Source organism: Streptomyces sp. NBC_00377, assembly GCF_036075115.1.
GTDB lineage: Bacteria > Actinomycetota > Actinomycetes > Streptomycetales > Streptomycetaceae > Streptomyces.
Genome location: NZ_CP107958.1, coordinates 7,178,995 through 7,205,081, shown reverse-complemented (window position 1 = coordinate 7,205,081; position 26,087 = coordinate 7,178,995). Strand labels below are relative to the sequence as shown.

Here is a 26,087-nt window from a genome sequence, read left to right as displayed (position 1 = left end):
CGGTCCTGCACCGGACCCCTGCGCCGGGACTCCTGCGCGGCGACTCGTGTGCCGGGACTCCTGTGCCGGGACTCCTGGGACTAGAAGACGCTGACGCCGTAACGGCTCAGGGCCTCGGTCACGGGCTGGAAGAAGGTCGTACCGCCCGAGGAGCAGTTGCCGCTGCCACCGGAGGTCAGACCCAGCGCGACACCGCCGGAGGTGTAGAGCGCCCCTCCGGAGTCACCGCCCTCGGCGCAGACGTTGGTCTGGATCATCTGGTAGACCACGTCACCGCCGCCGTAGTTGACGGTCGCGTTCAGGGCGGTCACCCGGCCGGTGTGGATACCGGTCGTGGAGCCGTCCCGGATGACCGACTGGCCCACGGTGGCGTTGCCGGCGCTGGTGATGTCGGTGTTGCCGGCGGTGCCCGCCTTGGCGACCGAGGTGTTGGTGTAGCGGACCAGCGCGTAGTCGTTGGTCGGGAAGCTGTAGCCGGAGTTCGTCCCCAGCACGGTGGTCTGTCCGGAGTTGGAGTACCAGGTCGAGGCGACCTCGCCGCAGTGCCCGGCGGTCAGGAAGTAGTAGGTGCTCCCGCTGACGACGTTGAAGCCGAGCGAGCAGCGGTAGCCGCCGCCGTAGATGGCGTCGCCGCCGCCGATCAGTTTGTTGAACCTGCCCGGGGTGTGCTTGATCGTGAGCGCGCCGGCGTTGCTGCCCGCCTGCTCCTTGATCTTCGCGATCTCGGCGTCCGAGACCGTGCTGTCGACGGTGACCATGAGGCGGTTGGTCTTGGCGTCGACCGCCCAGGCGGTGCCCGGGACGTCCGCCTGGAGCACCGAGTTTCCGGCGCTCTTGAGTTGGGCGCTGCTGAAGGTGGCGCTGTCGGCCGCACTCGCGTGGGGGATGGCGATGGCGGCTGCGGCCACGAGTCCGGTGGCCACGGCGGTCAGCCGGGTCCGTCTCGAGATACCGCGCGTGGGGGTGGTGGGGGTGGTGCGCTTGATCCTCACGTTTCGTTCCCTCCCAGGGGAAGTCGGGGGCCCGTGGTGTGGGGTCGGGGCCCGTGAGGCGCAGCCAGGGACAGGCATTCGTCCGGATTTCGGACACGCCGTGACCCTGACAAGCGCTGAGGGGGAGTATTCGGCCGAACGGCCGGTCGGCGCAAGGGCGCCTTTCGGCCGTCAGACCTTCGACGAACTGCGTGAGTTGATCCCCCTTACAGCCTCTTGTCCCAGCTCAGACCAGGTTGCGCTCTCCTGCCTCGACCGCCACGTCATATGTGTTCCCCGGCGGCGGGAACGGGCAGAGGAATGCATCCACAAAGGCGCACGGAGGCAGTACGGCCCGGTTGAAGTCGACCGTCGTGCGTCCGTCCGCATCGGGTGCGCCGGAGTACAGGAACCGGAAGCGATAGCTGCTCACCCCGCTGGTGGCGTCGGCGAACACCGCCCACAGCGAACCGTCCCCCTGCACGCTCACCCGAAGGGTGTGCCGCCGCCCGTCCAGGACGAACGCCAGTTCCCCACCGAGCCCGAGACCACGCTCCCGCCCGTCGGCGTTCGGCACCCGTACGGTGCGTTCCTCGCCGTACGGGGTGAAGCGGCCCGGCACCGACCAGCGGGGGTCGTACGGGGTCGCGTCGATGCCGGCGAACCAGCGCCGGGCCGCGGAGTCCGGATCGTGGTCGCGCACCCCCACGACACCCTCGCGGACCAGCACGACCAGCCGCCGCCCACCGTGGGCGACGCGGGCCGCGTCCACCGGTCCCGTGTCGGCGCCGAGCCGTGTCCGCCCGCTGAACGGCTTCCCGTCCACGGTCAGCCCGTCGGAGCCGCCCGCGGTGAGCACCACGGCATCCCCCTCGGCCACCCAGGTCCCGGGGGTGTCCGGAAGTCGGCCGTCCGGAAAGTCCTCGAGCCAGTAGGTGCCGACGAGCCCGAGCGGCCCGTAGGGCGCCGAGACCGCCGCGACGCGGCGCTCGTGCCACCGCTTCCAGTCATCCGAGGCGTCCGTCGCCGGGTCCTTCGCCGTGTCCGTTGTCATGGGATCAGTCCTGTCGTCATGGGATCGTCTTCTGTCGTCATGCGATCGTCTTGTCGTCGTGCGACGCGCCGGTCCCCTACCGGCCCACCGAGCCGCCGAGCCGCCGAGCCGCCGAGCCGCCGAGCCGCCAACCGGGCTAGGGCGTTTCTTACCGATCATCGGATCGTTGGTCTGGCCGTGCCGTTGACTGACGCGCAGTGGGCGCGGATAGAGCCGTTGTTGCCGGACCGGACACCGAGGCGCGGCGGGCGGTGGCGCGATCACCGACAGGTGATCGACGCGATCGCCTGGAAGTTCCAGACTGGCTCACAATGGGTGCACCTCCCCGCGGAGTACGGCTCGTGGAAAGGCGTCTACACACGGTTGAGGAACTGGGCGATCGATGGCACCTGGGATCGCGTCTTCACTGCCCTGCTCGCCCAAGCCGATGCGGACGGCGAGCTGGACTGGGTCGTCGCGGTCGACTCCACGGTTGTGCGCGTGCACCAGAACGGCGCCGGGGCCCGTAAAAAGGGGCCCCGGCTGATGAGCCCGCCGACCACGCGATCGGACGGTCGCGTGGTGGACTGACCACGAAGATCCATCTCGCCGCTGACAGTCGCTGTCGCCCGCTGTGTTTCGTGCTCACGCCCGGCCAGGCCGGAGACGCGCCGGCGTTCGATCACGTGATGGCTGCCATCCGGATCCCACGTCGTATCGGTAGGCCCAGGACCAGGCCCTTCATGGTGCTGGCCGACAAGGCGTATTCGTCACGAGCTATTCGGGACCTTCTGCGAAGGCGCGGAGTACGGACTGTGATCCCGCAGCCTGCCGACCAGATCGCCAACCGCCAGCGCAAGGGTCGCAGCGGCGGGCGCCCGCCCGGATTCGACCGCGAAGCCTACAAGCAGCGCAACACCGTCGAGCGCTGCATCAATCGCCTCAAGCAGTGGCGCGGCCTGGCTACCCGCTACGAGAAAACCGCCACGGTCTACCGCGCCGGCCTCCTCCTTGCGGGCATCTTCCTCTGGTCCGCCCGCTGATCAACAGCCAGCTCAGGGGCGGAGACATTCGCTCTGCGGATCGAAGCAGACGAGGCCGTGCTCGCGCGCCAGTTCAGCGGCGTACTCGGACACTTCCTCGGCCCTGGCGTAAGACATGACCAAGTACACGATCGGGCCCGATGCCTCATCGATGACCGGTGTCGACGCCCACACGACGTTGTGGTCGACGTCATCTGGATACCGCGCGACGAGGGCATCCACGTACGCCACGATGCGCGGCGCCGGAGGCACAACGACATCGTCCGACTCCAGGTAGCGCTCGTAGAACCCGTCATACATCGAGCCCGCTTGGCGGTCGTCGACTGGACGGTCACCGTCCCATACAGCAAGGTCATAGCTCACAGACGCATCGTTGCAGGCGGCAGTTCTGCCAACGCGAGCAGGTCTGCACTCGGATCTCCGCTCATGATCCGTAAGAGAGCTCCTAGAGGGCTACCGGGCTAGGGCGTGTCTGACAATTCGCGTCGGATCAGCGCGCGGCGTCCGGTGCGGTGCGGTGCATCGCAAGGCGGAGCATCGCCCGCGTACTGGATGTACTCGGGTGATGCGACAACGCGGCGAGGTGCCGTGCCGGACGCCGCGCGCCCGGCGGGAATTGTCAGACACGCCCTAGGGGGCTACGGGGTCGGGCAACCCGAGGTGTGAGCGCAGGGTGCTTCCCTCGTACTCCGTACGGAACACGCCGCGCTCCTGGAGCAGTGGCACCACCCGGTCGACGAACCCGTCGAGGCCGCCGGGCGCGAGATGCGGTTCGAGGACGAAGCCGTCGGCGGCGTCCTCGCGCACGAACTCCTCCAGTCCGGCGGCGACCGCCTCGGGCGTGCCGACGAAGGACTGCCGGGCGCTCGTCTCGATCACGGTCTGCCGGAGGGACAGCCCCTTCTCTTTCGCCAGCGCCCGCAGCCTCCGCGCCGTCGCGACGGCGTCCCCGCGCCGGGTGCGGCCCCGCGTGAGCCCCGAGCCTGCCACCGGGTCGATCTCGGGCAACGGCCCGTCGGGGTCGTACCCCGACAGGTCGAGGCCCCAGATCTGCTCCAGGGCGAGGACGGCGTTCTGCGGGGAGATCTGCTGCCGTCTGATCGTGGCGGCCCGTTCCTGCGCCTCGGCGGCGGTCTCCCCGAGGACGACGGTGACGCCGGGCATGACCCTCAGATCGCCGGGGCCGCGGCCGTACTTGGCCAGCCGCCCCTTGACGTCGGCGTAGAGGGCCCGCCCGGCCTCCAGCGTGCCGTGCCGGGTGAGGACGATGTCGGCGGTGGCGGCGGCGGCCTCCCGTCCCTCACCGCAGTCCCCCGCCTGGATCACCACCGGGTGCCCCTGCGGCGAGCGCGGCAGGGTGAACTCCCCGGCGATGTCGAAGTGCCGGCCCCGGTGAGCGAACGGCCGGGGCACCCCGTCCGGTGTCCAGGAGCCCCACAGCTTCCGCGCGGTGGCGACGAACTCGGCGGCCCGGTCGTACCGGTCGGCGTGGTCGAGGTAGCCACCGCGGCGGAAGTTCTCGCCGGTGAGGGCGTCCGCGGAGGTCACCACGTTCCAGGCCGCCCGGCCGCCGCTGAGGTGGTCGAGGGTGGCCAGTCTGCGGGCGAGTTCGAACGGCTCGTTGAAGGCGGCGTCGACCGTGGCGGCGAGCCCCAGGTGCTCGGTGACCCCGGCGAGCGCGTTCAGGACGGTGAGGGACTCCGGCCGTCCCGCCACGTCCAGGTCGTGGATACGGCCCCTGTGCTCGCGCAGCCGCAGCCCCTCCGCAAGGAAGAGGAAGTCGAACAGGCCGCGTTCCGCGGTCCGGGCGAACCGCTCGAAGGAGGAGAACTCGATCTGCGACTTGGCGTCGGGATCGGCCCAGACCGTGGTGTCGCCGGCGCCGGGGAAGAGTGCGGCCAGGTGCAGGCGTCTGCCGGGCGGCCGCGGACCGCCGGGTTGCCGGGCGCTCATGCCGCTCCCCCCGCGTACCGGTTGGCGGGCCGGGCCAGCCCCAGGTGCTCGCGGAGCGTGCTGCCCGGGTAGAAGGTGCGGAACAGGCTGCGGTGCTGGAGCAGTGCCACCGTCCCGTTGACCAGCCGTTCCAGGTCGCGGCGCGGTTCGACGGGGATGAGGTGGAAGCCGTCGGTGGCCCCGTCCTCGTACCAGGAGGCGATCAGGTCGGCGAGGTCGACGGGCCCGCCCCGGTAGAGCGGGCCCCGCGCCGTCTGCCGGGGGCCGCCCCCGCCGTGGCCGGGTTCGGCGGCGTGCTCGCCGTCCCCGAGGTCGATCAGCAGACTCACCAGGACGAGCAGGGAGTTCGGGTCGCGTCCCGACCTGGCCGCGTCGGCGCGCAGCCGGTCGCGCACGTCACGGGCCTGCGCGGAACCCGCCGCGCGTACGAGGGCCACGTCGGCGTGGCGGGCGGCGGTGGACCGGGCGGGCCCCTCGGTGGCGTCGACCACCCGCACGGGGTGCCCCTGCGGAGGTCTCGGCACGGTGGAGGGGCCCCTCACCGAGAACGCCGAGCCGGTGAAGTCGACGTGGTGCAGCTTGTCCCGGTCGACGAAACGGCCGGTGGACACGTCCCGTATCTCGGCGTCGTCCTCCCAGCTGTCCCACAACTTCGCGCTCACGTCGGCGACTTCACCGGCCTCCCGCCACAGGGCGTCCGGCGGCGCGGCGTACCGGCGGCCGAAGAGACGGGCCTCCCCTTCGCTGGTGGAGACGTCGATCCGCCAGCCGGCCCGGCCACGGCTGACCCAGTCGAGCGTGGCGACCGTGGCCTGCACGTGGAAGGGCTCGGTGTGGGTGGTGCTGAGGGTGGGCACCAGTCCGACGCGTCGCGTGGCGGGCGCCACCCGGGACAGCACGGCCGACGCGTCGGGCCCGGGCCGGGCGAAGGTGTCGTCCAGCGTCACGAAGTCCAGCCCGCCGCGTTCGGCGAGCCGCGCCAGCTCGACATGGGGACCGGCGTCCGACACCCCGGGCAGGTCGACGGCGGCGGCCAGGTGCAGCGGGCCCCGGCCGTGCGATGAGGTCATGGGGGAGAACCCTTTCTTCCGTGACGCTTCGAAGGGGGACGGTTCACCCGACGGCATCGGCGCCCAGGTCCCGCAGGAACACCAGGGCGGCCCGGGCGGTGGCGTCGTTCTGCCGGAACGCGGGGCCGCCGGTGCGCGGCCGGGTGAACGCGCCCGGCGTACGGCCGTCGGTGTGCGGCCCGAGCGCGAAGCGCCGTGGATGCGGCCGGCCGTCCCGGTCCAGGACCCGCCCGTCGGCCCGGTCCACCCGCAGCAGCCCGTCCGGGGTCTCGCCCGCGCCGTCGGCGTGCAGCTCCCGCAGCAGCGGGTCGAGGGCGCGCCGGAGCGTCGGCTCCGGCAGCCGGGCCTCGACCAGCGCCCGCGCCTCGACCGAGAAGCCCGGCACGGTCGCACTCGACGCCCGGAACACCCCGTCCCGCGCGTGGACGGCCATGCCGGCGCCGACGAAGTTCAGGATCCCCGCCCGGGACAGCGCGAGCAGTTGTCCCAACCGGGGTCCGGGCGGCCCGGAGGCCAGGTAGCTGAAGAACCCGTGCCACCAGGAGCCGATGTCCCCGAGCCGGACCAACTGCCCGTACACGGACAGCAGCCCCAGGAAGACGGCCAGGTCGGTGCTGTGCGAGGGGTCGTGACGGCGGCTCAGGTCACCCTCGACATATCCGCGCAGCCCTTCCTGGAACTCCTCGAAGGACGCGTACGTCACCCCGTCCAGCGGCCGGTCGAGCGCGGCCAGGTCGAGCCGGTCACGCGGGTCGGGCACGGCGGCCGCCACCAGGGCCTCCCGCTCGGCGCCCGCGGACGCGGCCTCGTACTTCTCCTCGAAGTCGGTCCAGGCGATCGCGGTCCGCTCGGCGTGGGCCGTGAACAGCCGGTGGTAGTGGGCGAAGCCCAGTTCCTTCTCCACCAGTGGCCACACGTCCCGCCGGAAGTCGAAGCCCCCGGGCCGGGCGAGCAGCCCGTCGATCTCGGCGGGCCCCAGGAACCGGGGCAGCGGCGGCCGTTCGCCGGTCCAGTCGTAGCCGATCTTCGAGTGGTACGGCACTCCGCGCCGCGAGCCGACGTACAGCACCGGTTCCCGCCCGGAGGGCACATACGTGTCGCCTTCGTAGCGGCCGCCGCGCCCCTCGGTGAGCAGCACCATCAGGTCGACGAACGCGAGCCCGAAGCCGCGCACCAGCACGGGCTCACCCGCCACCAGCGCCGACAGGTCGCTGTCGGCCGTGAAGTCCGGCGGCAGGTGGACGAGCCCGTGCTCAGCCGCGTAGGCCGCCAACTCGCTCTGTTCCTGGTCCAGTTCGGCGTCGAGGTGACCGAGGGCGAGGACGACGAGGTCGGCGACCAGGGGCCGGTCCCGGCCTTCCAGCCATATCTGCTGGCGCCCCTCCCGGGGGCCGCTCACCCGCAGGGCGCGCCCCGGATGGTGCCGGACCGTGATCTCCGGGGGCAGCGCGGCGACGGCCTGTTCGTGCACCCAGCGCAGATAGGAGCCCTGGATCTGCCGGTCGGCGAAGGTCTGCCCGTCGATGCCCGCCCACTCGTGCAGGGTCGGCCCCGGCCGCACCGGCCCGGCCATCCGCACCGACTCGTCGGTGAACATGGTGACGTCCTCGGCGTGCGAGTTCATCCACAGCAGCGGCGACTGGGCGGCGCGCCAGATGCGTCCGGCGCCCGGCGGATGCGGGTCGACGAGATGGATCTCTAGCCCCGAACCGGCGTACAGCTCGGGCGCGTTGGCGGCGATCCGCTCGATGAGGCCGGTCCCCCGCGGCCCGGCCCCGACGATCACGAGGGTGGCGGGTGCTTCGGGGTCGAGGGTTTCGGAAGGCATGCGAAGGCTCCGTGACAGCTGGGATCGAACACGGGCAGGTGCCTTCACACACCGGATGAGAAGCGCGCCGCGGCGCGGATACGGCCTAGCCCCTCAGCAGGGCCGTGCGGCGAGAGTACGTGGGCGTTTCCGCTCACTGTCAAGGCTGTCCACAGTGTGAGCGGTACGTCTCACGTCGGTTGACGCACCACCGGAGACCTGCTCCACTTGACCCATGCATCCGCAGCAGTGTCTGGTCACCCGCTCCCACATCGACTTCGGTCGCGTGTGGTCCTGTTCCTGTTGAGCTGACCCACTGCGGCCCCCGCTCCCGGGGCGCCCTTCTCGCGTTCTGCCCTCACCGCAGCTCCGCCTTCACCTCCGCGCCCTCCCCTCGACATGCGCCTTCTCCACCGCTTTCTCCGCACCTCACGCTGCCCTGCGGCGATCAGCGCGCCCCGATCGCGCTGCGCCCCGCGGCGGCGCGAAATCCGACCACTCGATCCATCAACGCCCCCAGCACGTCCCGTACGGAGCCACGCTCGCGCGCGTCGCACTCCAGCACGGGCACCTCGGCGCTCAGTCCCAACGCCGCCCGTACCTCGGCCAGTTCGAAGTGCTCGGCCCCGTCGAAGCGGTTCACCGCGAGGACGAACGGCGCGCCCTGGGCCTCGAAGTAGTCGACGGCAGGGAAGCATTCCTCGATCCGCCGGGTGTCCGCGAGGACCACCGTTCCGAGCGCTCCCTCCACGAGGTCGTCCCACAGGAAGGCGAACCGGTCCTGCCCCGGCGTGCCGAACAGGTACAGCGCGATGGCATGGTCGAGGGTGATCCGTCCGAAGTCGAGCGCCACGGTGGTGGTGGTCTTGGACTCCACGCCCTCGAGCGAGTCGACCCCGACCGACACCTGGGTGATCGGCGCATCGGTGTCCAGCGGGTCGATCTCGGAGACGGCCCCGATGAAGGTCGTCTTACCGACCCCGAGCCCACCGCTCACCACGATCTTCACGGCGAGCGGAACGGTTTTGTCAGAGCGCCCGGGCATGATCATTGATCCTTTCGAGCATCCGGAGCGGTGGCTCCGCGGGTTTCCGGCGCGCGAACGGCCGACCGCCGGTCCCGATGGACGGCCCTACGAAGTCCGCGTCCTCGAGCAGAGATACGTTCCGGGGATGCCCGTCGCTCACCGTGGCGCCCCACACGGGGCGCCACGGGCAGCATCAGTGACGCCGTGTCAGCAGGAACAGTCGCAGGAGCAGCACTCACAGCACTCGCAGCACTGACACCCGTCGCAGCAATCGCAGCCGTCACAGCCGTCGCGGCACCAGCCCTCGCGCTTCTTCCGCGACCAGGGCCCCTCGAACTCGTCGGCGCAGCAGGCCTTGCAGGTGCAGCACAGTCCGAGGGCGACCGCGCAGCCGGCCCAGAAGCCGCGCTTCCCTGGCCGGGGCGGCTCACCACCGAAGGGGTTGCCCCCGTAGGGGTTGCCCGGCGCGTGTGGATCCACCGGCCCCTGAGGGGCGTACGGCCCGGTCGGCGGCCCGAAGGCGCCCTCCGGCGTGTGCGTGTGTCCGCACGACTGTGTCCCGAACGCCCGGTCGACCGAACGCTCCAGCTCGTGCGCCAGCAGCAGATGCGCGAGCCTGCCGTCCACGAAGGCGACGTCGCGCAGAGCGAGCCGGATGCCGTGCAGGGCGTCGTCGGCGAGCCGGCGGGCCTCCGTGAGCGGGGTGCCGGTGGCCGTCAGCGGGTTCCAGGCGCCGGCCGCCGCGTCGGCCTCCCGGTCCTCGACCGCGTCCAGCAGATGCGCCAGCCGGCCGAAGAGGCGGCCCGCCTCGGCGAGCGGCGCGGCGTTGCCCGGACGGCCCGCCAGGAGGGCGGTGTGCGCGAAGGCGGCCGCGGTCGCGGTCTCGGTCGGCTCGGTGACGGCGGTCAGCGAGGTGCCGGGCCCGGCGAGCGCCTCGATGCCGACCTGCCGGTCCACGGCGTCGACGAGGACGGCCGTGTCGAACCCGACGGCGGCTCCGCCGCGTTCCCCGGCCCGCCCCCAGCTCGCGGCGATCCGGCGCGCGGCCACGGCGACGGGCCGCCGCGCCAGCAGCCCGTCCCCGTCGGCGACGTGGTCGCGCACCTTGGCCGAGGCGAGGACCAGCGAGACGGCTGCCGCGAGCCGGGCGCCCTCGCCCTGCGCGACGGACGCGGTACGCATCCCGCGCAGCGGGCACGGTCCCGCCGTGCGCCGCCACCCGTCGGCCGTGACGCGGGGCGCCTGAGCCTCCGTCAGAACCGATACGAGCAGCCCGTCGTAGTTGGTGACGACCCGCGCGAACTGCCCGTGGTCGCCGCGCAGCGCGAGACACAGCCCGCACAGGTGGGCCATCCACTGGGTCTTGAGACCTTCTCCGAGCCGGTGACTGCACGGCCTGACGATTCCGAACACGACAACCCCCGTCGTCCTTGGGACATTGAGCTGCCGCATGCTATCGACCGATTGTCGCGCCGGATGAGGGGTACTCGATTCACCCGGACGCACCGTCCGTCACCCATCCGCCACAAAGAATCATATTTCACTCACAGTCAGCAGCCGTATCCGGTACGACCCTTGGGAGACGCGGGCTCTCGACGGATCCGCTGTGCACCAGTACCGTCACAAACCCCCCGCGCGGCGTCTATCCACTTGGCGCGACATCCGCATCATGGACGACCATGGGGAATGCGGAAAGCAGAAAGACCGCTGTGAGAGGAGGCGTCCATGGGATCGGTGCGCAAGGCGAGTGCCTGGCTTGGCCTCGTCGACGACAACGATGACGAGCGTTACTACGACGACGACTATTCCGAGGGGACCGACTCCGGCGACGCCTGGGTGACCGACCCCCGCGTGAAGGTGGCGACGGACACGGCCGAGGAGAAGGGCCGCCGCATCGGCACCGTCACCCCGGACAGCTTCCGGGACGCGCGGGCGATCGGGGAACTGTTCCGCGAGGGCGTGCCGGTCATCATGAACCTGACGGCCATGGAGGCCGGCGACGCCAAGCGCGTGGTCGACTTCGCGGCCGGGTTGATCTTCGGCCTGCGGGGTTCGATCGAGCGGGTGTCCACCCGGGTGTTCCTGCTGAGCCCCGCCAACACGGAGATCGTGAACGGGGACCCGTCCGCGCACCGGACGGACGGTTTCTTCAATCAGAGCTGAGGCAGGGCCGCTCACCGGCCCTGCCCCGGCTTCCGGGCCGGGTCAGCGGAAGGCGTCGAGTCCGGTGAGCGCCTTGCCCAGCACGAGCTGGTGCATCTCGACGGTGCCCTCGTAGGTGAGCACCGACTCGAGGTTGGTGGCGTGCCGCATGACGGGGTATTCGAGCGAGATCCCGTTGGCGCCGAGGATCGTACGGGCGGTCCGGCAGATCTCGATCGCCTCCCGTACGTTGTTGAGCTTGCCGAAGCTGACCTGCTCGGGACGCAGGCGGTCGGCGTCCATGCGCCGCCCGAGGTGATGGGCGAGCAGAATCCCCTTGTGCAGCTCGACCGCCATGTCGGCGAGCTTCGCCTGGGTGAGCTGGAACCCGCCGATGGGCCGCCCGAACTGCTCGCGGGTCTTCGCGTACGCGACAGCGGTCTCGAAGCAGGAGCGTGCCGCTCCCATCGCGCCCCACACGATGCCGTAGCGCGCGTGGGACAGACAGCTCAGCGGTCCGCGCAGCCCGGTGACCTCCGGCAGGACCGCGTCGGCGGGCAACCGCACGTCGTCGAGCACGAGCTCGCTGGTCACGCTGGCCCGCAGGGACCACTTGTGCTTGATCTCGGGCGCGGAGAACCCGGGAGTCGCGGTGGGCACCACGAACCCGCGGATGCCGTCGTCGCTCTGCGCCCAGACGACGGCCACCCCGGCGACGGAGCCGTTGGTGATCCACATCTTGCGGCCGTTCAGCACCCAGTCGGAGCCGTCCCGCTTGGCGTACGTCCGCATGGCGGCCGGGTCGGAGCCGTGATCGGGTTCGGTGAGCCCGAAGCACCCGATGATCTCCCCCGCGGCCATCCCCGGCAGCCAGGTCCGCTTCTGCTCCTCGCTGCCGAAGCGGTGCACGGCGTACATGGCGAGGGAGCCCTGGACGGAGACGAGGGACCGGATTCCGGAGTCGGCGGCCTCGAGTTCGAGACAGGCGAGGCCGTACTGCACGGCGCTGGCGCCCGCGCACCCGTATCCGCTGAGCGACATCCCGAGGGCGCCGATGGCGCCGAGCTCGCGCGCCAGTTCCCGGATCTCCGGCAGCTCCCCGCGTTCGTACCACTCGGCGACCCGGGGCAGCACCCGGTCGGCGGCCCAGCTCCGCACGGTGTCACGGATCGCGAGATCCTCCGGTTCGAGCAGATCGTCGATCCCGAGCGGGTCGGCGGGGTCGAACGGGGGCAACTTCGAGGACGCAGACATCGGCAAACCCTCCGCCACACTAAAACTAGCACCGCTAACTACCGTCCGACGCTACCGCACGCCGCCGCCTGCGGAGCACCCCACCGGAAACGTTCGCCCGTCGGCCGACCACGAGCGGCGCTCGGGCGGGGGCTCACGCGGAGACGCGGGACTCCATCACTTCCCGGGGCGAGGGAAGCTCCACCCCCACCGGAGGCGACTCGCACTGCATGACCCGCGGCAGCCGCAACGCCATCAACGCCCCCAGCAGCAGCAGCCCGGCACTCACCAGCAGCGTGACGTGCAGACCGTGCACGAAGCTGTCCCTCGCGACCCGCCGCAGCGCGACCCCGACCGGCCCGCCCAGCTGCCCGGCGACCTCGTACGCCTCGCCCAGCGAATGCCCGGCCGCGTCCGACGCCGACGCCGGCACTCCCGGCACCGACCTCAGTCCGGGCGCGTACGCGGCGTTCATCACGCTTCCCAGCAGCGCGATCCCGATCCCCGCTCCCAGCTGGTACGACGTCTCGCCGATCGCCGCCGCCCCGCCCGCCTGCTCCGGCGGAGCCTCGCTCAGCATCGACTCGTACGCCGCGAACAGGGTCGTCTCCAGGCCGAAGCCCAGCAGCAGGAACCCGAACAGCAGCAGTCCCGTGTTGTCCGACCCGCCCATCGCGGTCAGCGTCAGCACCGCCACCGCCGTGAGGACGAACCCCCCGCACACCATCCGGCGCGGGCCGACCTGCCGGAGCAGCCGTGCCCCGGCCAGCCCGGCCGCCATCGCCGCGAAGGTCAGGGGCAGCAGCCGCAGACCCGTCTCCAGGGGGGACAGACCCAGCACCAGCTGCAAGTACTGCGCGGCGATCAGCTCGAGACCCACCAGCGCCAGCATCGCCAGCACGATGCAGCCGACCGACGTGCTGAACGCCGGCCGGCGGAACATCCGCAGGTCCACCAGCGGATGGCGGCGACGCCGCTGACGTCGGACGAACAGCACGATCAGCACCGCGCCCACCAGCAGCGGGACCACGGTGAGCGGCCCGAGTTCCCCGCCTCCCAGCTGCTTCACGCCCAGCACGACGCCGAACAGGCCGACCGCCGCCAGCAGCGCGCCGACCACGTCCCAGGGGCCGTCCGCCGTGCCCCGGGACTCGGGCAGCAGCAGTCGTCCCACCGGCAGACTGACCAGCATCAGCGGGATGTTGACGAGGAAGACCGAGCCCCACCAGAAGTGCTCGAGCAGGAAGCCGCCGAGAAGGGGCCCGATCGCGGCGCCCACCGCGGCCACCGCGCTCCAGATGCCGATCGCGAGCGCCCGCTCACGCCGGTCCGGGAACACCTGGCGCAGGATCGACAGCGTGGCCGGCATGATCATCGCGCCGCCGACGCCCAGCAGCGCCCGCGCCACGATCAGGGTCTGCGCGCTCCCGGCGAACGCCGCCAGCGCGGAGGCGACACCGAAGAGGGCGTACCCGAGCAGCAGGATCCGTCTGCGGCCCACTCTGTCGCCGAGCGTGCCGAAGAGGATCAGCAGCGAGGCGCAGACCAGTGGATAGGTGTCGACGATCCAGAGCAGCTCGATGGCGCCGGGCCGCAGGTCCTCGGTGACGGCGGGCACCGCGACGTGCAGCACGGTCGCGTCGACGGCGACCAGCAGCAGGCTGACGCACAGCACCACCAGGACGACCCAGCGGTTGGCACCGGCCCCGGCCGCCCGACGGCGCAGCCCAGCGGCGGCCGTGGTCGTCCCGGACATGTACGTACCTCCCAGGTGATCCCTCGGTTCGGCGGGCTCACGGGGTGGGGACTCCCCGGGGCTCGGCCGGAGAGGAGCGGTGATCTCCGGCCCGCGCAGACGAACACGAGTGGAAGGCAGCGTACGCGAGTTCGCGCCGGGGCCACGTGGCGGACCTCTCACCGTCCTGGGGCAACCATGTGGCGTACGCCACTCCCCCGTCACTCCGGCGCCACTCCCCCGCCCATCCCCGTACCCCTTCTCCGGGCCCCCTTCCCGGGCCGCCCCCGCAGCCCGGCGGTCCCGGGCGCCGGGCACGCCGTCGATAATCGGGCCCGTGACCGATCTCGAGACGCGCGTGAGGCCCCCGGGCGCCGCGACCCTGCGCCGGGCGGCCCCCGCCCTCCTGGGGTACGCGGCCGTGCGCGCCCTGGGTCTGCTCGCCCTGGTCCTGTGGAGCGCCGCCCGCGACAAGAGCGCGTACACGCTGCTGACCGCCCGCTGGGACGCCCTCTGGTACACCAGGGTCGCCGAGCTGGGGTACGGCTACCGGGTCCGCCTGCCGAACGGCGACATCCACTCCAACCTCGCCTTCTTCCCCCTGCTGCCCTGGCTGGAGAGGCTCCTGCACGCGGCGACCCCGCTGTCCTTCGCCGACGCCGGTTTCGTCGTGTCCCTGCTCGCCTCGCTCGCCGCGGCCTGGGGCGTCTTCGCGGTCGCCGACCATGTGTACGGCCGCCGCGCCGGGGTGTACGCGGTCCTGGTGTGGGCCGTCCTGCCCGTCGGGATCGTGCAGTCGATGGCGTACAGCGAGTCGTTGTTCACCGCGCTGGCCGCCTGGTCGCTGTACGCGGTGCTCACCGGCCGGTGGGTGGCCGCGGGAGTGCTCGCCTCGCTGTCCGGGCTGACCCGCCCGGTGGGGCTCGCGGTGGTCGCGTCCGTATGGGTGGCGGGCGCGATGTCCTTCCGCCGCAACCGGGAGGCTCGCCGGGCGCCCCCGTTCGAGCCGAGCCGCGCGACGGCGCCCGGGCCCGGCGCGCACACCGGCCGGCGCGCCTCACCGGCCACGCGCGCCCTTGGCATGCTCCTGGCCCCCCTCGGCACCGCCGGATACGTCCTCTGGGTCGGCCACCGCACGGGCGGGGGCCCCCTCGGCTACCTCGACGTCCAAGCCGGATGGCGCAACGGCTTCGACGGCGGTTACGCCTTCGCCCGCTTCGTCGCCGACAAGTTCACGTCCTTTCCGTCGGCCCTCGCCGGCCTCGGGCTGATCGTCGGAGTGGCTCTGCTGCTGTGGCTGTACGCCGTCTGCGTGCGGCAGCGCCAGCCGCTCCCGCTGCTGGTGTACGCGGGTGCGGTCCTCGTGCTCGCGCTGTGCGCGTCGAGCTACTTCGGCTCCAAGCCGCGGCTGCTGCTGCCCGCCTTCCCGCTGCTGCTGCCCCCCGCCCGGTCCCTGGCACGGCTGCGGACGTCCAGGTCCGCGGCGGTGGTGGGGTGCCTCGCGGCGGCGTCCGCCGCGTACGGCGCGTGGTGGCTGAACGGCAGCGGTCCCCCGTAAGGGCAATCCGGCTTTTCGGGAAACCTTTCTACGTTCTCTAAAACTATCCCCTCGAATGATCAAAGGAATTGAAGGGAACAGTGTTCGACGATTGCTGAATCCGTAGGAATAATTGCCCTTCTGAGAGCAATCCCACATCACATCGTCATCACAAACCAGCGGAATCGGCCGGGTCTCGAGCTCACTCGCTGTAACGTCGTTTAGGTGCGTACCGAACGAAACCTCACCCGTCTGGACCGGGTGTTCGCCAGGCTGGACCGGGAGCCGGAACGACCGGCACACATCGACGTGCCGAAGATGAGCAGGCACCGGATCGCGCTGTTCTCGGCGACCCTGGCCTTCTATCTGGCGATCGTGTGGCTCGTGGTGATCACCTCGTGGCTGGTCCGCCTCGACTGGCTCGTCATGTTCTTCCGGCCCTACCAGCAGTGGTCCGGCATCCACTGGTTCGTCGACTACTACGTGGTGCTCGGCCAGCGCGGTCCCACCGCGGTGATGGTCGCCGCCTGGCTCGGCTGGAGATCCTGGCGGCAGCACACCCTGCGCCCGCTCCTCACGCTGGGCGCCTCTCTGCTGCTGCTGAACATCACCGTCGGTGCCGCGAAGCTCGGCATGGGCCGGCTCGGACCGCACTACGCGACGACCATCGGCTCCAACGAAATGGGCCTCGGCGGCGATATATTCCCCAGCGGCCACACCGCCAACGCGGTCGTGACCTGGGGAATCCTGGCGTATCTGGCCTCCACGCCGAGGGCCCGCCGCTGGCTGTCCGCCCTGTCCGCGGTGACCTCGCTCGGCGTCGGCCTCGCCACGGTGTACCTCGGCACGCACTGGCTCAGCGACGTGGTCCTCGGCTGGGCCGCCGGTCTGCTGATCCTGCTGGCGCTGCCCTGGTGCGAGCCGCTGATCGCGCGCGCCGAGGTCGCGATCTTCGACCTGCGCGACCGCTGGCGCGAGCGCCGCACCGGAACGGCCCCGTCCCCGGCCGCCCCCGTCGCCGTGCCCGTGTCGTTCACGTCGGCCGCGACGGCGACAACGGCCCAGGCCGAGGCCGCCGCGGCCCGCGAGGCGGCGGCTCCGGCCCGTTCGCCGCGCGCGCCGGTCTATCTGGCGCCCGGCCCGCACTCCACCCGCTCGGAGCGCACCCCGGTCACCCCGGTCGGCAGCCGCCGGCCACCTCACTCGGACCGTCTTCCCCGCGGCGCGGCGGCCTCGACGGCCCGCCCGCTCACCGGCGGCTGACCTCCCCGGACGCCTGCGCGCAGGCCACTCCCGCGGCGGGACCCCGGTACGCACCACCCGGTTCCGCACCGAAGGCCCCGGTTCCGAAGTCAAGGAACCGGGGCCTTCGCCGTGCCCGTCCGGTACTCCCCGAGCGGCCTAGCCTTTCCAGGCGCGCGCCACACGCCCCTCGCGCACCTCGAAGTTCAGCCGCCCGAAGCGGTACTCCATGGTGAGGATCGTGCCGGGCTCCAGCGAACGCACCGTCGACCACCCCCGTTCCCGCGCGAGCCGCTCGGCCCGTGCGACGTCGAGGCCGACGTATCCGTCCGGATTGTCCTGGGGCTCCGCTGGCGGAGCGGGATTCGGTGCCATACCGCCACGCTAGGGCGCGAGCCCGGCTCCGGGAACCCCGGGCCGGCGATGCGGAACGCCCGGGTCACACTTCTGTCACAGGATCACGACATGCGTTTCGGTCGAACTCCATCACACGTATGAGCGGTTCCATACGCCTTCCGCGCGTATTCGAACGCAATTCCCGCTCGCCTTGTCGGGTCCCTGAATTGCCGGGCGGAAAGCGCGCGGACAGCCGCCTTCCGGCACCGCCGCACAAAGATTCCGCGCCCCTTCGCGAGAGCTGACTGCCCATAGGAAATGCACGGCTCCTCCACACACCCTCCGCGCACCGCCGGGGCGACAGCGGGCCCGACCCAGGGCGTCGGAAGGGGCGGGTGCGGGCCGACCGGACCGGGCGGTCGGACGCGCTACGCGCCGCCGGACGGCCCGGTCCGCGCGGCCCGGGCCAGAGCGCCGTCGAGCCGGTCACGGGCCGCCCTGATCGCCTCGATCAGCTCGACGGGCTCCACGACCTCGAACGCGAAGCCGGTCAGCATCACGTGGATCACCATCACGTCGAGGCTCGCGGCCCCGGTGCGCAGGACGCAGGCCCGGTCGCCGTCGGGCTCCAGCGTCCCGGCCGAGGGCGAGATCCGTTCGACGGCCTCCGCCAGCGGCACCAGGAGCCGGACGGTGGCCCGGGTGGCGTACGCGTGCGTGGAGACGCCTTGCGAGACGTACGCGGCGAGGTCCTCGGCGGGCGGCTCGCGCGGTTCGAAGCGCGGCCCGTGCGGCGGCCTCGGGGTGAGACGGTCCACGCGGAACGTACGCCAGTCCGCGCGGTCGAGGTCCCAGGCGACCAGGTACCAGCGGCGCTCGGTGCACACCAGGCGGTGCGGTTCGACCGCGCGGCGGGTCGCCGTACCGTCGTGCCCCCGGTAGTCGAACCGCAGGCGTTCGGCGTCCCGGCAGAGGTGGGCGAGCTCGGTGAGGACGGCCGGGTCGATGCCGCCGGGCCGAGGGCCGCGCAGCATCGGCACGGTGAAGGCGTTCAGGGCGCCCACCCGGCGGCGCAGCCGGTGCGGCAGCACCTGCTCCAGCTTCGCCAGCGCTCGTACCGAGGTCTCGCCGATGCCCTCGATTCCCTGTCCGGCGGCCGTGCGCAGCCCCACCGCGACGGCGACGGCCTCGTCGTCGTCCAGCAGCAGCGGGGGCAGCTCGGCGCCGGCGCCGAGCTGGTAACCGCCTCCGGTGCCGGGGCTGGCGTTGACCGGATAGCCCAGTTCGCGCAGCCGGTCCACGTCCCGGCGCACCGTGCGCGCGGTGACGCCCAGCCGGTCGGCGAGCTGGGAGCCGGACCACTCACGGTGGGCCTGGAGAAGGGACAGCAGGCGCAGCAGTCGGGCGGAGGTCTCCAGCATGCGCACAGTGTGGCTCACGGCGCGCGCGGTGGCCCCGCCCGGCCGTCCCGCCGGGTGGGGCCACCGTGTCCTCCGAGGGGGCGCTCAGAGCATGAGGCGTTGTCCGGGCACGATCAGGTCGGGGTCACCGCCGACGACGGCCCTGTTGGCGGCGTAGACCCGCTGCCAGGTCAGCCCGTTGCGGGCCGCGATGGTGCTGAGAGTGTCCCCCGCCCGGACGGTGTAGTCCTCACGGGTCGCACCGCGGGACGTCTGGTCCGCCGAGCGCTCCGGCGCCCTCGACTCACCCGATCGCGAGGACTGCGCGTGCTTCGTGGATTTCGTGGACTGCGAGTGCTTCGAGGAAGAGGAAGAGGAACCGGACTTCGAGGAGCTCGACTTGGCGGAGCTCGACTCGGCGGAGGACGATCCGCTCCCCGGTGCGCTTCCGGACGCTCCGGCGCGCGCCGAGCAGGTCGGCCACGCGCCCCACCCCTGGGCGTTCTGCACCTTGGTGGCGACGGAGATCTGCTGTGCCTTGCCGGCCTTGTCGGCGGTCGGCGCGTAGGCGGTGCCGCCGTACGCGCGCCAGGTCTGGGCGGAGAACTGGAGCCCGCCGTAGTAGCCGTTGCCGGTGTTGATCGACCAGTTGCCGCCGCTCTCGCACTGGGCGATACGGTCCCACACCCCGCTGTCGGCCGCCGAGGCGTTGCCGGTCGCGGACAGCAGTCCGAGGGGGGCGAGCAGTATCGCCCCGGCGAGGACCGCCGTCCTGCGCGACGACGTGCGGGTGTGGATATCGGCACATTCGGACATGTGGGTCCCTCTCTACGAACCCAGGCTCCCCCTGGCCGGAGCGCGCCGTCCGCGCGAGGACGCGGTCGTCGCGCTCGGCCCCGTCCGACGGCGGTGGTGCTGCGCTGTGTCTGGCTCTGCGCGGCCGGCGGACGTACCCGAGCGGTGCTCGTTGCACACGGCGGAGCAATCTAGGCAGCTGACGGGTCGTTATCAACCAAGCGGCCGTCGCCCCAGGCCAGTTACTGGTTACCGTAGGTAGCGACGATTTCAGGCCACCTCATTCGTTCCTCCATTTCCTGATTTGTCGGTCGGGCACCTGCCCCGTCTGTGAGTCAGCTCACCGAATCAACTTCCGTGACCTCGCCGTTACTTGACATGGAGTGGCGGATTCCGCACACATCGTGACCGCGCGCGCAGGATGGTTCGATTCCGTTCGCCGTCCAGCGTGACCCTGGCCACAGATCGCCCGTTGTCTTCTTCATGAGCCGGGGACCGACCCGGATCACGAGCCGGGAGCCACCCGCCTCGCCCAAGCACCGCATCCGAGGGAGTCACCCGTGCCGCGCATGCTCGACGTCAGCGACGAGGTACGCGCCGAGATCGGCGACGAAGAAGCCGACCGGCTGCTCGCCGGAGACAACGCCCCGGGCAGTTACGACTGCACGTCCTGCCGCACCCCGGGCGACTCCGACAACGAGCACACCAGCACCGTCCTGTTCATCGGGGACGAGACCGCCGTCCTCGCCTTCGCCCACTCGACCTGCCTGCCCTCGCAGGTCGTCCAGGTCACCGAGGAGCAGCTCCAGGGCGCGGTCCGCTCCATCAGCGGCGACACCGTCGACCTGGACCCCGGCAAGGTCGTACCCGAGCAGGCGGTGCTCGGCGTCACCAGCGGACTCGTGCTGATCGCCGGGGAGTTGCACCCGGCCCTGGTCGTCGAGCCGACCGCGCCCATCGTGCGGCCCGGCGCGACCGGCGCCGGTGACGACTTCCTGCCGCTGCTCATCGAGCAGGGCTTCATGCCGCTGTCCCAGCTGACCGAGGTGCCGCCGGTGCAGCACGGCTGGTCCGTACTGCTGGCGATGGGCCAGCTGCACGCGGTTCTCCAGCCCTCTGCGAACGGCGGGCAGCCGATCGCCTGGTGGCAGGCGCACCAGCCGTTGCAGGTGACGGAAGGGTGGCGGGCCGCCGCCAACAAGCACCAGCAAGTGCTGATGTTCGCGGCGCCGGTGGGCTCCATCGGCCGTCAGCCCCGGGAGGACCTGCTGCGGGACGCCCTGGACAAGGCCGCCGCCAACGGACAACTGGTCGGAGCCGCCCTCCCGCTCGCCGGGACCTGAGTCGGGCCGCCGAGGCGGGGCTGCGGGCCACACGGCGCCCGGAGGGGTGGTGCACGGACGGCGGTCGCATCCGCAGGACGCATACGCGACCGGCGACGCCCACGACGGCTGAGCACCGCGGTGCCCCTGGCAGGTCAGCAGCCGTGCACGGACGGCGGTCGCATCCGCGGCTGTCGGCGGACGGCGGCCGGGTGCGTTCGCCGGCGTCCGCGCCGGCGCGGGCCGGCCGTGTCCGAACGCGGTTGCGCGCCCCCCGAGGCCGGCCGCGGAGCCGCATCCCTTCCTGTGCCACGTCGTTTGGACATACGTGCACACCTACGACGTCCCCCGCCGCCCGTCCTTCCAGTCGATCCCGTCCGCGCGACCCGCGCAGGACTCCCAGGGCGGCCCATCGGCCACGCCGATCTACGACGCGCTCTACGCCGAGTACGTCAAGGCGTTCCGCTCGCTGCCGGGTGACCGCAGCGGCGAGGAAGACCTGGGGTTCACCGCGTTCGGGAACATCCCGCACCACACGAGCTCCTACCCGGCGCCCCGCCCGGGATCGTTCAGCAGCTCGTACAGCGCCTACAGCGCGGGGGCGCAGAGCGCACGGCACGGGTCCGGGCAGCAGTCCCAGTGGCAGCGGGTGGGACAGCTCGGCCAGCAGCCCGCACCCACCGCACTGCACCACATCCCGGCGGCACTCCCCCCGGGATCCCGGCGGACCTTCTGACCGGCGGACACGGCTGGAGGGCGGCACCCGACGCGGGTGCCGCCCTCCAGCCGTACCGTGCTACTTCTTCTTGTTGGCGCCGCGCTTCTCCCGCACCCGCACCGAGATGTGGATCGGGGTGCCCTCGAAGCCGAACTCCTCGCGCAGCCGGCGCTCGATGAAGCGCCGGTAGCCCGCCTCGATGAAGCCGGAGGCGAAGAGGACGAACCGCGGGGGCTTGGTCCCCGCCTGCGTGCCGAACAGGATGCGCGGCTGCTTGCCGCCCCGGACCGGGTGCGGATGGGCCGCGACCAGCTCGCCGAGGAAGGCGTTGAGGCGGCCCGTCGGGACGCGGGTCTCCCAGCCGGCCAGGGCGGCCTCGATCGCCGGGACCAGCTTCTCCATGTGCCGGCCGGTGCGGGCCGAGACGTTCACCCGGGGCGCCCAGGCGACCTGCGCGAACTCGGTCTCGATCTCCCGCTCCAGGTAGTAGCGGCGCTCCTCGTCGAGGGTGTCCCACTTGTTGTAGGCGATGACGAGGGCGCGGCCCGCGTCGACGGCCATGGTGACGATGCGCTGGTCCTGGACCGAGATGGACTCCGAGGCGTCGATCAGGATGACCGCCACCTCGGCCTTCTCGACGGCGGCCGCGGTGCGCAGCGAGGCGTAGTAGTCGGCGCCCTGCTGGAGGTGGACGCGCTTGCGGATGCCCGCCGTGTCGACGAACTTCCAGGTCACGCCGCCGAGTTCGATCAGCTCGTCGACCGGGTCACGGGTGGTTCCCGCGATCTCGTTGACGACGACACGCTCCTCGTTCGCCACCTTGTTCAGCAGCGAGGACTTGCCGACGTTCGGGCGGCCGATGAGCGCGATGCGGCGCGGGCCGCCGACCGCGGTGCCGAAGGTCTGGGCGGGAGCCTCCGGAAGGGCCTCCAGGACGGCGTCGAGCATGTCGCCGGTGCCGCGGCCGTGCAGCGCGGAGATCGGGTGCGGCTCGCCGAGGCCCAGGGACCACAGGTAGGCCGCGTCGGCCTCGGCGCTCGGGCCGTCGACCTTGTTGGCGGCCAGCACGACGGGCTTGCCGGCCTTGCGCAGCAGCCGTACGACCGCCTCGTCGGTGTCGGTGGCGCCGACCTTGGCGTCGACGACGAACACGACGGCGTCGGCCGCCTCGATCGCGTACTCGGCCTGTGCGGCCACGGAGGCGTCGATGCCGAGGACGTCCTGCTCCCAGCCGCCGGTGTCGACGAGCTTGAAGCGGCGGCCCGACCACTCGGCCTCGTAGGTGACCCGGTCCCGGGTGACGCCCGGCTTGTCCTCGACGACGGCCTCGCGGCGGCCGATGATCCGGTTGACCAGGGTCGACTTGCCGACATTGGGGCGGCCGACGACGGCGAGCACGGGCAGCGGCCCGTGGCCGGCCTCCTCGATCGCCCCCTCGACGTCCTCGATGTCGAAGCCCTCGACGGCGGCGAGCTCCATGAACTCCGCGTACTCGGCGTCGCCGAGCGCCCCGTGATCGTGCTCGAAGGCTTCCGAGCCGTCGGGCTGGATGTGGTCGTTCATGAAGTCCGTACCTCGTCGTTCATTCGTGGTGATCGGTGGAGCAGCCGTTTTGTGCGGGTTGATCCACTACTCGGTTATTCAGTGTCGCTCAGCGCCCGGTCAGGCGCCTGGCGTTTTCCAGGTGTGCGGCAAGCTGCTTCTGGATGCGTTCGGTGGCCGCGTCCAGCGCCTTGCGGGTACGCCGCCCGCTGCCGTCGCCCGCCTCGAACGGCTCGCCGAAGACGACGTCGACACGGGAGCGCAGCGGTGGCAGTGCCTTTATCAACCGTCCACTCCGTTCGGAACTTCCCAGCACGGCGACGGGCACGATCGGAGCCCCGCCGCGCACCGCGAAGTACGCGAGACCGGCGCGCAGGGCGGCGAAGTCGCCCTCGCCGCGCGTGCCCTCCGGGAAGATCCCGAGGACTCCGCCGTTCTCCAGCACGCCCAGCGCGCGGGTGATCGCCGTCCGGTCGGTGGTGTCGCGGTCGACCTTGAGCTGGCCGATGGCGGTCAGGAACGGGTCGAGAGGGCCGATGAACGCTTCCTTCTTGATCAGGAAGTGCGTCGGCCGGGGCGCCACGCCCATCACCATCGGGCCGTCGACGTTGTGGGAGTGGTTGATCGCGAAGATCAGCGGGCCGCTCGCCGGCACCTTCCAGGCACCCAGCACACGCGGCTTGAACAGCCCGTACATCAGGCCGACGCCGATGCGCCGCCCGACCTCGGCGCCCTTGAGCGAGGGCGTGGACCCAGAAGTCACTTCGCCGCCCGCTTCTCCTCGACGAGGGTGACGACGCACTCGATGACCTGGTTCAGCGTCAGCTCGGTGGTGTCCACCTCGACGGCGTCGTCCGCCTTGGCGAGCGGGGAGGTCTTGCGCGAGGAGTCGGCCGTGTCCCGCTTGATCAGCGCCTCGCGCGTGCTGTGGACGTCCGCGCCCTTCAGCTCACCGCTGCGCCGGGCGGCACGGGCCTCCGGGGACGCGGTGAGGAACACCTTCAGGTCGGCGCCGGGCAGCACGGTCGTACCGATGTCCCGGCCCTCGACGACCATCCCCTGCTCGGCGGAGGCCGCCAGCGAGCGCTGGAGCTCGGTGATCCGGGCCCGCACCTCCGGTACGGCGCTCACCGCGCTGACCTTGGCGGTGACCTCCGGAGTCCGGATCGGTCCGGCCACATCGGTGCCGTCGACCGTGATCACCGGACCGGCCGGGTCGGTGCCGGAGACGATCTCCGGCTTGTCGGCGACGGCGGCGATCGCCGAGGGGTCCTCGATGTCGATCCCGTTGTTCACCATCCACCACGTGATCGCCCGGTACTGGGCGCCGGTGTCCAGGTAGCTCAGCCCGAGCCGGGCGGCCACGGCCTTGGACGTGCTCGACTTGCCCGTGCCCGAGGGGCCGTCGATGGCGACAATCACGGGCTGGGCGGCGCCGTTTTCCACGGAGGGACACCTTCCTGGTGCGAGGCGGTGGAGGTACGGGGCGCGACTGTGCCCCGCACCAGGTTACCGGCCGCGCGTCACTCGTCCGGCCGGTACCCGTTCCGCACCGGGCGCCCGCGACGCGGGACGCGCCTACTGCCGGATCGCCCAGCCCCTCTCACGCAAGGCCGAGGACAGCACCACCGCGGACTTCGGCTCGACCATCAGCTGCACCAGACCCGCCTGCTGCCCGGTCGCGTGTTCGATGCGTACGTCCTCGATGTTGACCCCGGCCTGTCCCGCGTCGGCGAAGATGCGGGCCAGCTGGCCGGGCTGGTCGTCGATGAGCACCGCCACCACCTCGTACGCCCGCGGAGCGGCCCCGTGCTTGCCGGGGACGCGGACCTGGCCCGCGTTGCCGCGGCGCAGCACGTCCTGGATGCCGCCGACGCCCTCGCGCCGCTTGGCATCGTCGGAGGACTGGAGGGAGCGCAGGGCCTGGACCGTCTCCTCCAGGTCGGAGGCGACGTCGGTGAGAAGGTCGGCGACCGGGCCCGGGTTCGCGGACAGGATGTCGATCCACATGCCGGGTTCGGAGGCGGCGATCCGGGTGACGTCCCGGATGCCCTGCCCGCACAGCCGGACGGCGGCCTCCTCGGCGTGCTCCAGGCGCGCCGCGACCAGACTGGAGACCAGGTGGGGCATGTGGGAGACCAGCGCCACCGCCCGGTCGTGGGCGTCCGCGTCCATGACCACCGGGACGGCACGGCAGTGCGAGACCAGCTCCAGGGCGAGGTTCAGCACCTCGGTGTCGGTGTCCCTGGTCGGTGTCAGCACCCAGGGGCGGCCCTCGAACAGGTCGCCGGTCGCGGCCAGCGGGCCCGACTTCTCCCGGCCGGACATGGGGTGCGTGCCGATGTACGCCGACAGGTCGAGGCCGAGCGCCTGGAGTTCGCGGCGCGGGCCGCCCTTCACGCTGGCCACGTCGAGGTATCCGCGGGCCACCCCCCGCCGCATGGCGTCGGCGAGCACGCCGGCCACATGGGCGGGCGGGGCGGCGACGATCGCGAGGTCGACCGGGCCCTCGGGCTCCTCGTCGGTGCCGGCGCCGAGCGCCGCCGCGGTGCGGGCCTGTCCGGGGTCGTGGTCGGCGAGGTGCACGACGACGCCCCGCTGGGCGAGGGCCAGGGCGGCGGACGTGCCGATCAGGCCGGTTCCGAGGACGAGCGCGGTCCTCACTGCGCGATGTCCCTGCGCAGGGCGGCGGCTGCGCCGAGGTAGACATGGCTGATGTCCGCGCGCGCCGTGTCGGACTCGACGTGGGCGAGGACTCGGACGACGCGCGGCATGGCGCCCGCGATGTCGAGTTCCTGGGCGCAGATCAGCGGCACGTCGACGATGCCCAGCTTGCGGGCCGCGGCCGCCGGGAAGTCGCTGTGCAGGTCCGGTGTAGCCGTGAACCAGATGCTGATCAGGTCGTCGGCGCTGAGCGAGTTGCGCTCCAGGACGGCGGTGAGCAGGGCCCCGACCTGCTCGTCCATGTGGCCCGCCTCGTCCCGCTCGAGTTGCACGGCTCCCCGGACCGCTCGTACCGCCACGGCGCTGCTCCTTGCTCACGTAGTCACGTAGTCACGTAGTCACGTACTCACGCAGTCCGGCACCGGTGTGCCGGCTACGGCTCCTGACGCAGCCAGCCTAGTCAGCCCCCGCCGGTCCGGGGCGCGCCGCCCGCTTGCCGAGACGGGTACGCCCCCGT

General features: G+C 71.8%; 23 protein-coding genes and 1 pseudogene. 6 read left to right on the top strand and 18 right to left on the bottom strand.

Annotated elements, in window-relative coordinates; translation table 11 throughout:
- Positions 1 to 80 precede the first annotated feature (80 nt).
- Both OHS71_RS32000 and OHS71_RS31995 read right to left on the bottom strand, forming a co-directional pair.
- Positions 81 to 992 carry a S1 family peptidase gene (locus tag OHS71_RS32000; RefSeq protein WP_328482799.1) on the bottom strand — a complete coding sequence of 304 codons (912 nt, stop codon included), beginning with the start codon at positions 990 to 992 and terminating at the stop codon, positions 81 to 83.
- A 226-nt stretch (positions 993 to 1,218) separates the two neighbouring features.
- On the bottom strand, positions 1,219 to 2,025 hold the full coding sequence (locus OHS71_RS31995; RefSeq protein ID WP_328482798.1) for a DUF1684 domain-containing protein: 807 nt from the start codon (positions 2,023 to 2,025) through the stop codon (positions 1,219 to 1,221).
- 162 nt (positions 2,026 to 2,187) lie between these two features.
- Here OHS71_RS31995 and OHS71_RS31990 point away from each other — a divergent pair.
- Positions 2,188 to 3,047, top strand: a pseudogene (locus OHS71_RS31990) (IS5 family transposase).
- Between the two features lie 12 nt (positions 3,048 to 3,059).
- On the opposite strand, the gene OHS71_RS31985 reads toward OHS71_RS31990, so the two are convergent.
- The 6 genes from OHS71_RS31985 to OHS71_RS31960 form a co-directional block, all read right to left on the bottom strand.
- A complete protein-coding gene (locus OHS71_RS31985) occupies positions 3,060 to 3,410 on the bottom strand; it encodes a hypothetical protein (RefSeq protein ID WP_328482797.1) in 351 nt (116 codons plus the stop codon).
- Positions 3,411 to 3,677: 267 nt separating this feature from the next.
- Positions 3,678 to 5,000, bottom strand: coding sequence for an NtaA/DmoA family FMN-dependent monooxygenase (locus tag OHS71_RS31980; RefSeq protein WP_328482796.1), 1,323 nt, complete (start codon positions 4,998 to 5,000; stop codon positions 3,678 to 3,680).
- Positions 4,997 to 6,070 carry an LLM class flavin-dependent oxidoreductase gene (locus tag OHS71_RS31975; RefSeq protein ID WP_328482795.1) on the bottom strand — a complete coding sequence of 358 codons (1,074 nt, stop codon included), beginning with the start codon at positions 6,068 to 6,070 and terminating at the stop codon, positions 4,997 to 4,999. Before OHS71_RS31975 ends, OHS71_RS31980 begins: the two co-directional genes overlap by 4 nt.
- 43 nt (positions 6,071 to 6,113) lie before the next feature.
- The gene (locus OHS71_RS31970; RefSeq protein WP_328482794.1) at positions 6,114 to 7,898 is read right to left on the bottom strand and encodes an FAD/NAD(P)-binding protein; all 1,785 of its coding nucleotides are present in this window, start codon (positions 7,896 to 7,898) and stop codon (positions 6,114 to 6,116) included.
- Between the two features lie 427 nt (positions 7,899 to 8,325).
- On the bottom strand, positions 8,326 to 8,922 hold the full coding sequence (locus OHS71_RS31965; RefSeq protein ID WP_328482793.1) for a GTP-binding protein: 597 nt from the start codon (positions 8,920 to 8,922) through the stop codon (positions 8,326 to 8,328).
- Positions 8,923 to 9,111: 189 nt separating this feature from the next.
- Positions 9,112 to 10,317 (bottom strand): DUF5685 family protein, encoded by a 1,206-nt coding sequence (locus tag OHS71_RS31960; protein ID WP_328482792.1) that lies wholly within the window; start codon positions 10,315 to 10,317, stop codon positions 9,112 to 9,114.
- A 312-nt stretch (positions 10,318 to 10,629) separates the two neighbouring features.
- Between OHS71_RS31960 and OHS71_RS31955 the strand changes: the two genes are divergently transcribed.
- Positions 10,630 to 11,067, top strand: a complete 438-nt coding sequence (locus OHS71_RS31955) for a cell division protein SepF (protein WP_310435202.1) — start codon at positions 10,630 to 10,632, stop codon at positions 11,065 to 11,067.
- 42 nt (positions 11,068 to 11,109) lie between these two features.
- Here OHS71_RS31955 and OHS71_RS31950 read toward each other — a convergent pair whose 3' ends face one another.
- Positions 11,110 to 12,300: an acyl-CoA dehydrogenase family protein gene (locus tag OHS71_RS31950; protein ID WP_328482791.1), complete on the bottom strand. Its 1,191-nt coding sequence runs from the start codon at positions 12,298 to 12,300 to the stop codon at positions 11,110 to 11,112.
- A gap of 133 nt (positions 12,301 to 12,433) precedes the next feature.
- Positions 12,434 to 14,035 carry an MFS transporter gene (locus OHS71_RS31945; protein WP_328482790.1) on the bottom strand — a complete coding sequence of 534 codons (1,602 nt, stop codon included), beginning with the start codon at positions 14,033 to 14,035 and terminating at the stop codon, positions 12,434 to 12,436.
- 316 nt (positions 14,036 to 14,351) lie between these two features.
- On the opposite strand from OHS71_RS31945, the gene OHS71_RS31940 reads away from it, so the two are divergent.
- Together OHS71_RS31940 and OHS71_RS31935 are read left to right on the top strand one after the other, a co-directional pair.
- A complete protein-coding gene (locus tag OHS71_RS31940) occupies positions 14,352 to 15,572 on the top strand; it encodes a hypothetical protein (RefSeq protein ID WP_328482789.1) in 1,221 nt (406 codons plus the stop codon).
- Between the two features lie 204 nt (positions 15,573 to 15,776).
- Positions 15,777 to 16,814 (top strand): phosphatase PAP2 family protein, encoded by a 1,038-nt coding sequence (locus OHS71_RS31935; protein ID WP_328482788.1) that lies wholly within the window; start codon positions 15,777 to 15,779, stop codon positions 16,812 to 16,814.
- Positions 16,815 to 16,952: 138 nt separating this feature from the next.
- Here the strand turns inward: OHS71_RS31935 and OHS71_RS31930 are convergent, their stop codons facing one another.
- From OHS71_RS31930 to OHS71_RS31920, 3 genes are all read right to left on the bottom strand, one after another.
- The gene (locus OHS71_RS31930) at positions 16,953 to 17,168 is read right to left on the bottom strand and encodes an I78 family peptidase inhibitor (RefSeq protein ID WP_328482787.1); all 216 of its coding nucleotides are present in this window, start codon (positions 17,166 to 17,168) and stop codon (positions 16,953 to 16,955) included.
- A gap of 389 nt (positions 17,169 to 17,557) precedes the next feature.
- On the bottom strand, positions 17,558 to 18,550 hold the full coding sequence (locus OHS71_RS31925; RefSeq protein WP_328482786.1) for a helix-turn-helix transcriptional regulator: 993 nt from the start codon (positions 18,548 to 18,550) through the stop codon (positions 17,558 to 17,560).
- A gap of 84 nt (positions 18,551 to 18,634) precedes the next feature.
- Positions 18,635 to 19,345, bottom strand: coding sequence for a LysM peptidoglycan-binding domain-containing protein (locus OHS71_RS31920; RefSeq protein WP_328482785.1), 711 nt, complete (start codon positions 19,343 to 19,345; stop codon positions 18,635 to 18,637).
- A 539-nt stretch (positions 19,346 to 19,884) separates the two neighbouring features.
- Here OHS71_RS31920 and OHS71_RS31915 point away from each other — a divergent pair.
- On the top strand, positions 19,885 to 20,667 hold the full coding sequence (locus OHS71_RS31915; protein ID WP_328482784.1) for a hypothetical protein: 783 nt from the start codon (positions 19,885 to 19,887) through the stop codon (positions 20,665 to 20,667).
- 307 nt (positions 20,668 to 20,974) lie between these two features.
- Positions 20,975 to 21,382, top strand: a complete 408-nt coding sequence (locus OHS71_RS31910; RefSeq protein ID WP_328482783.1) for a hypothetical protein — start codon at positions 20,975 to 20,977, stop codon at positions 21,380 to 21,382.
- 60 nt (positions 21,383 to 21,442) lie between these two features.
- Here the strand turns inward: OHS71_RS31910 and der are convergent, their stop codons facing one another.
- From der to aroH, 5 genes are all read right to left on the bottom strand, one after another.
- Positions 21,443 to 22,927 carry a ribosome biogenesis GTPase Der gene (gene der, locus OHS71_RS31905; protein WP_328482782.1) on the bottom strand — a complete coding sequence of 495 codons (1,485 nt, stop codon included), beginning with the start codon at positions 22,925 to 22,927 and terminating at the stop codon, positions 21,443 to 21,445.
- A gap of 88 nt (positions 22,928 to 23,015) precedes the next feature.
- A complete protein-coding gene (locus OHS71_RS31900; RefSeq protein ID WP_328484711.1) occupies positions 23,016 to 23,603 on the bottom strand; it encodes a lysophospholipid acyltransferase family protein in 588 nt (195 codons plus the stop codon).
- A gap of 62 nt (positions 23,604 to 23,665) precedes the next feature.
- A complete protein-coding gene (gene cmk, locus OHS71_RS31895) occupies positions 23,666 to 24,352 on the bottom strand; it encodes a (d)CMP kinase (RefSeq protein ID WP_328482781.1) in 687 nt (228 codons plus the stop codon).
- A 132-nt stretch (positions 24,353 to 24,484) separates the two neighbouring features.
- Complete coding sequence (locus OHS71_RS31890; protein WP_328482780.1) at positions 24,485 to 25,570, bottom strand: prephenate dehydrogenase; 1,086 nt, start codon at positions 25,568 to 25,570, stop codon at positions 24,485 to 24,487.
- Complete coding sequence (gene aroH / locus OHS71_RS31885) at positions 25,567 to 25,929, bottom strand: chorismate mutase (protein ID WP_328482779.1); 363 nt, start codon at positions 25,927 to 25,929, stop codon at positions 25,567 to 25,569. The genes OHS71_RS31890 and aroH overlap by 4 nt, the downstream gene beginning before the upstream one ends.
- Between the last annotated feature and the right edge of the window lie 158 nt (positions 25,930 to 26,087).

Coding starts and splice junctions, on each gene's coding strand:
- OHS71_RS31965 (WP_328482793.1), bottom strand. CDS start 8,922: ATGCCCGGGCGCTCTGACAAAACCGTTCCGCTCGCCGTGAAGATCGTG.
- OHS71_RS31945 (WP_328482790.1), bottom strand. CDS start 14,035: ATGTCCGGGACGACCACGGCCGCCGCTGGGCTGCGCCGTCGGGCGGCC.
- OHS71_RS31975 (WP_328482795.1), bottom strand. CDS start 6,070: ATGACCTCATCGCACGGCCGGGGCCCGCTGCACCTGGCCGCCGCCGTC.
- OHS71_RS31925 (WP_328482786.1), bottom strand. CDS start 18,550: ATGCTGGAGACCTCCGCCCGACTGCTGCGCCTGCTGTCCCTTCTCCAG.
- OHS71_RS31955 (WP_310435202.1), top strand. CDS start 10,630: ATGGGATCGGTGCGCAAGGCGAGTGCCTGGCTTGGCCTCGTCGACGAC.
- der (WP_328482782.1), bottom strand. CDS start 22,927: ATGAACGACCACATCCAGCCCGACGGCTCGGAAGCCTTCGAGCACGAT.
- OHS71_RS31930 (WP_328482787.1), bottom strand. CDS start 17,168: ATGGCACCGAATCCCGCTCCGCCAGCGGAGCCCCAGGACAATCCGGAC.
- OHS71_RS31920 (WP_328482785.1), bottom strand. CDS start 19,345: ATGTCCGAATGTGCCGATATCCACACCCGCACGTCGTCGCGCAGGACG.
- OHS71_RS31900 (WP_328484711.1), bottom strand. CDS start 23,603: ATGTACGGGCTGTTCAAGCCGCGTGTGCTGGGTGCCTGGAAGGTGCCG.
- OHS71_RS31970 (WP_328482794.1), bottom strand. CDS start 7,898: ATGCCTTCCGAAACCCTCGACCCCGAAGCACCCGCCACCCTCGTGATC.
- OHS71_RS31980 (WP_328482796.1), bottom strand. CDS start 5,000: ATGAGCGCCCGGCAACCCGGCGGTCCGCGGCCGCCCGGCAGACGCCTG.
- OHS71_RS31995 (WP_328482798.1), bottom strand. CDS start 2,025: ATGACAACGGACACGGCGAAGGACCCGGCGACGGACGCCTCGGATGAC.
- OHS71_RS31950 (WP_328482791.1), bottom strand. CDS start 12,300: ATGTCTGCGTCCTCGAAGTTGCCCCCGTTCGACCCCGCCGACCCGCTC.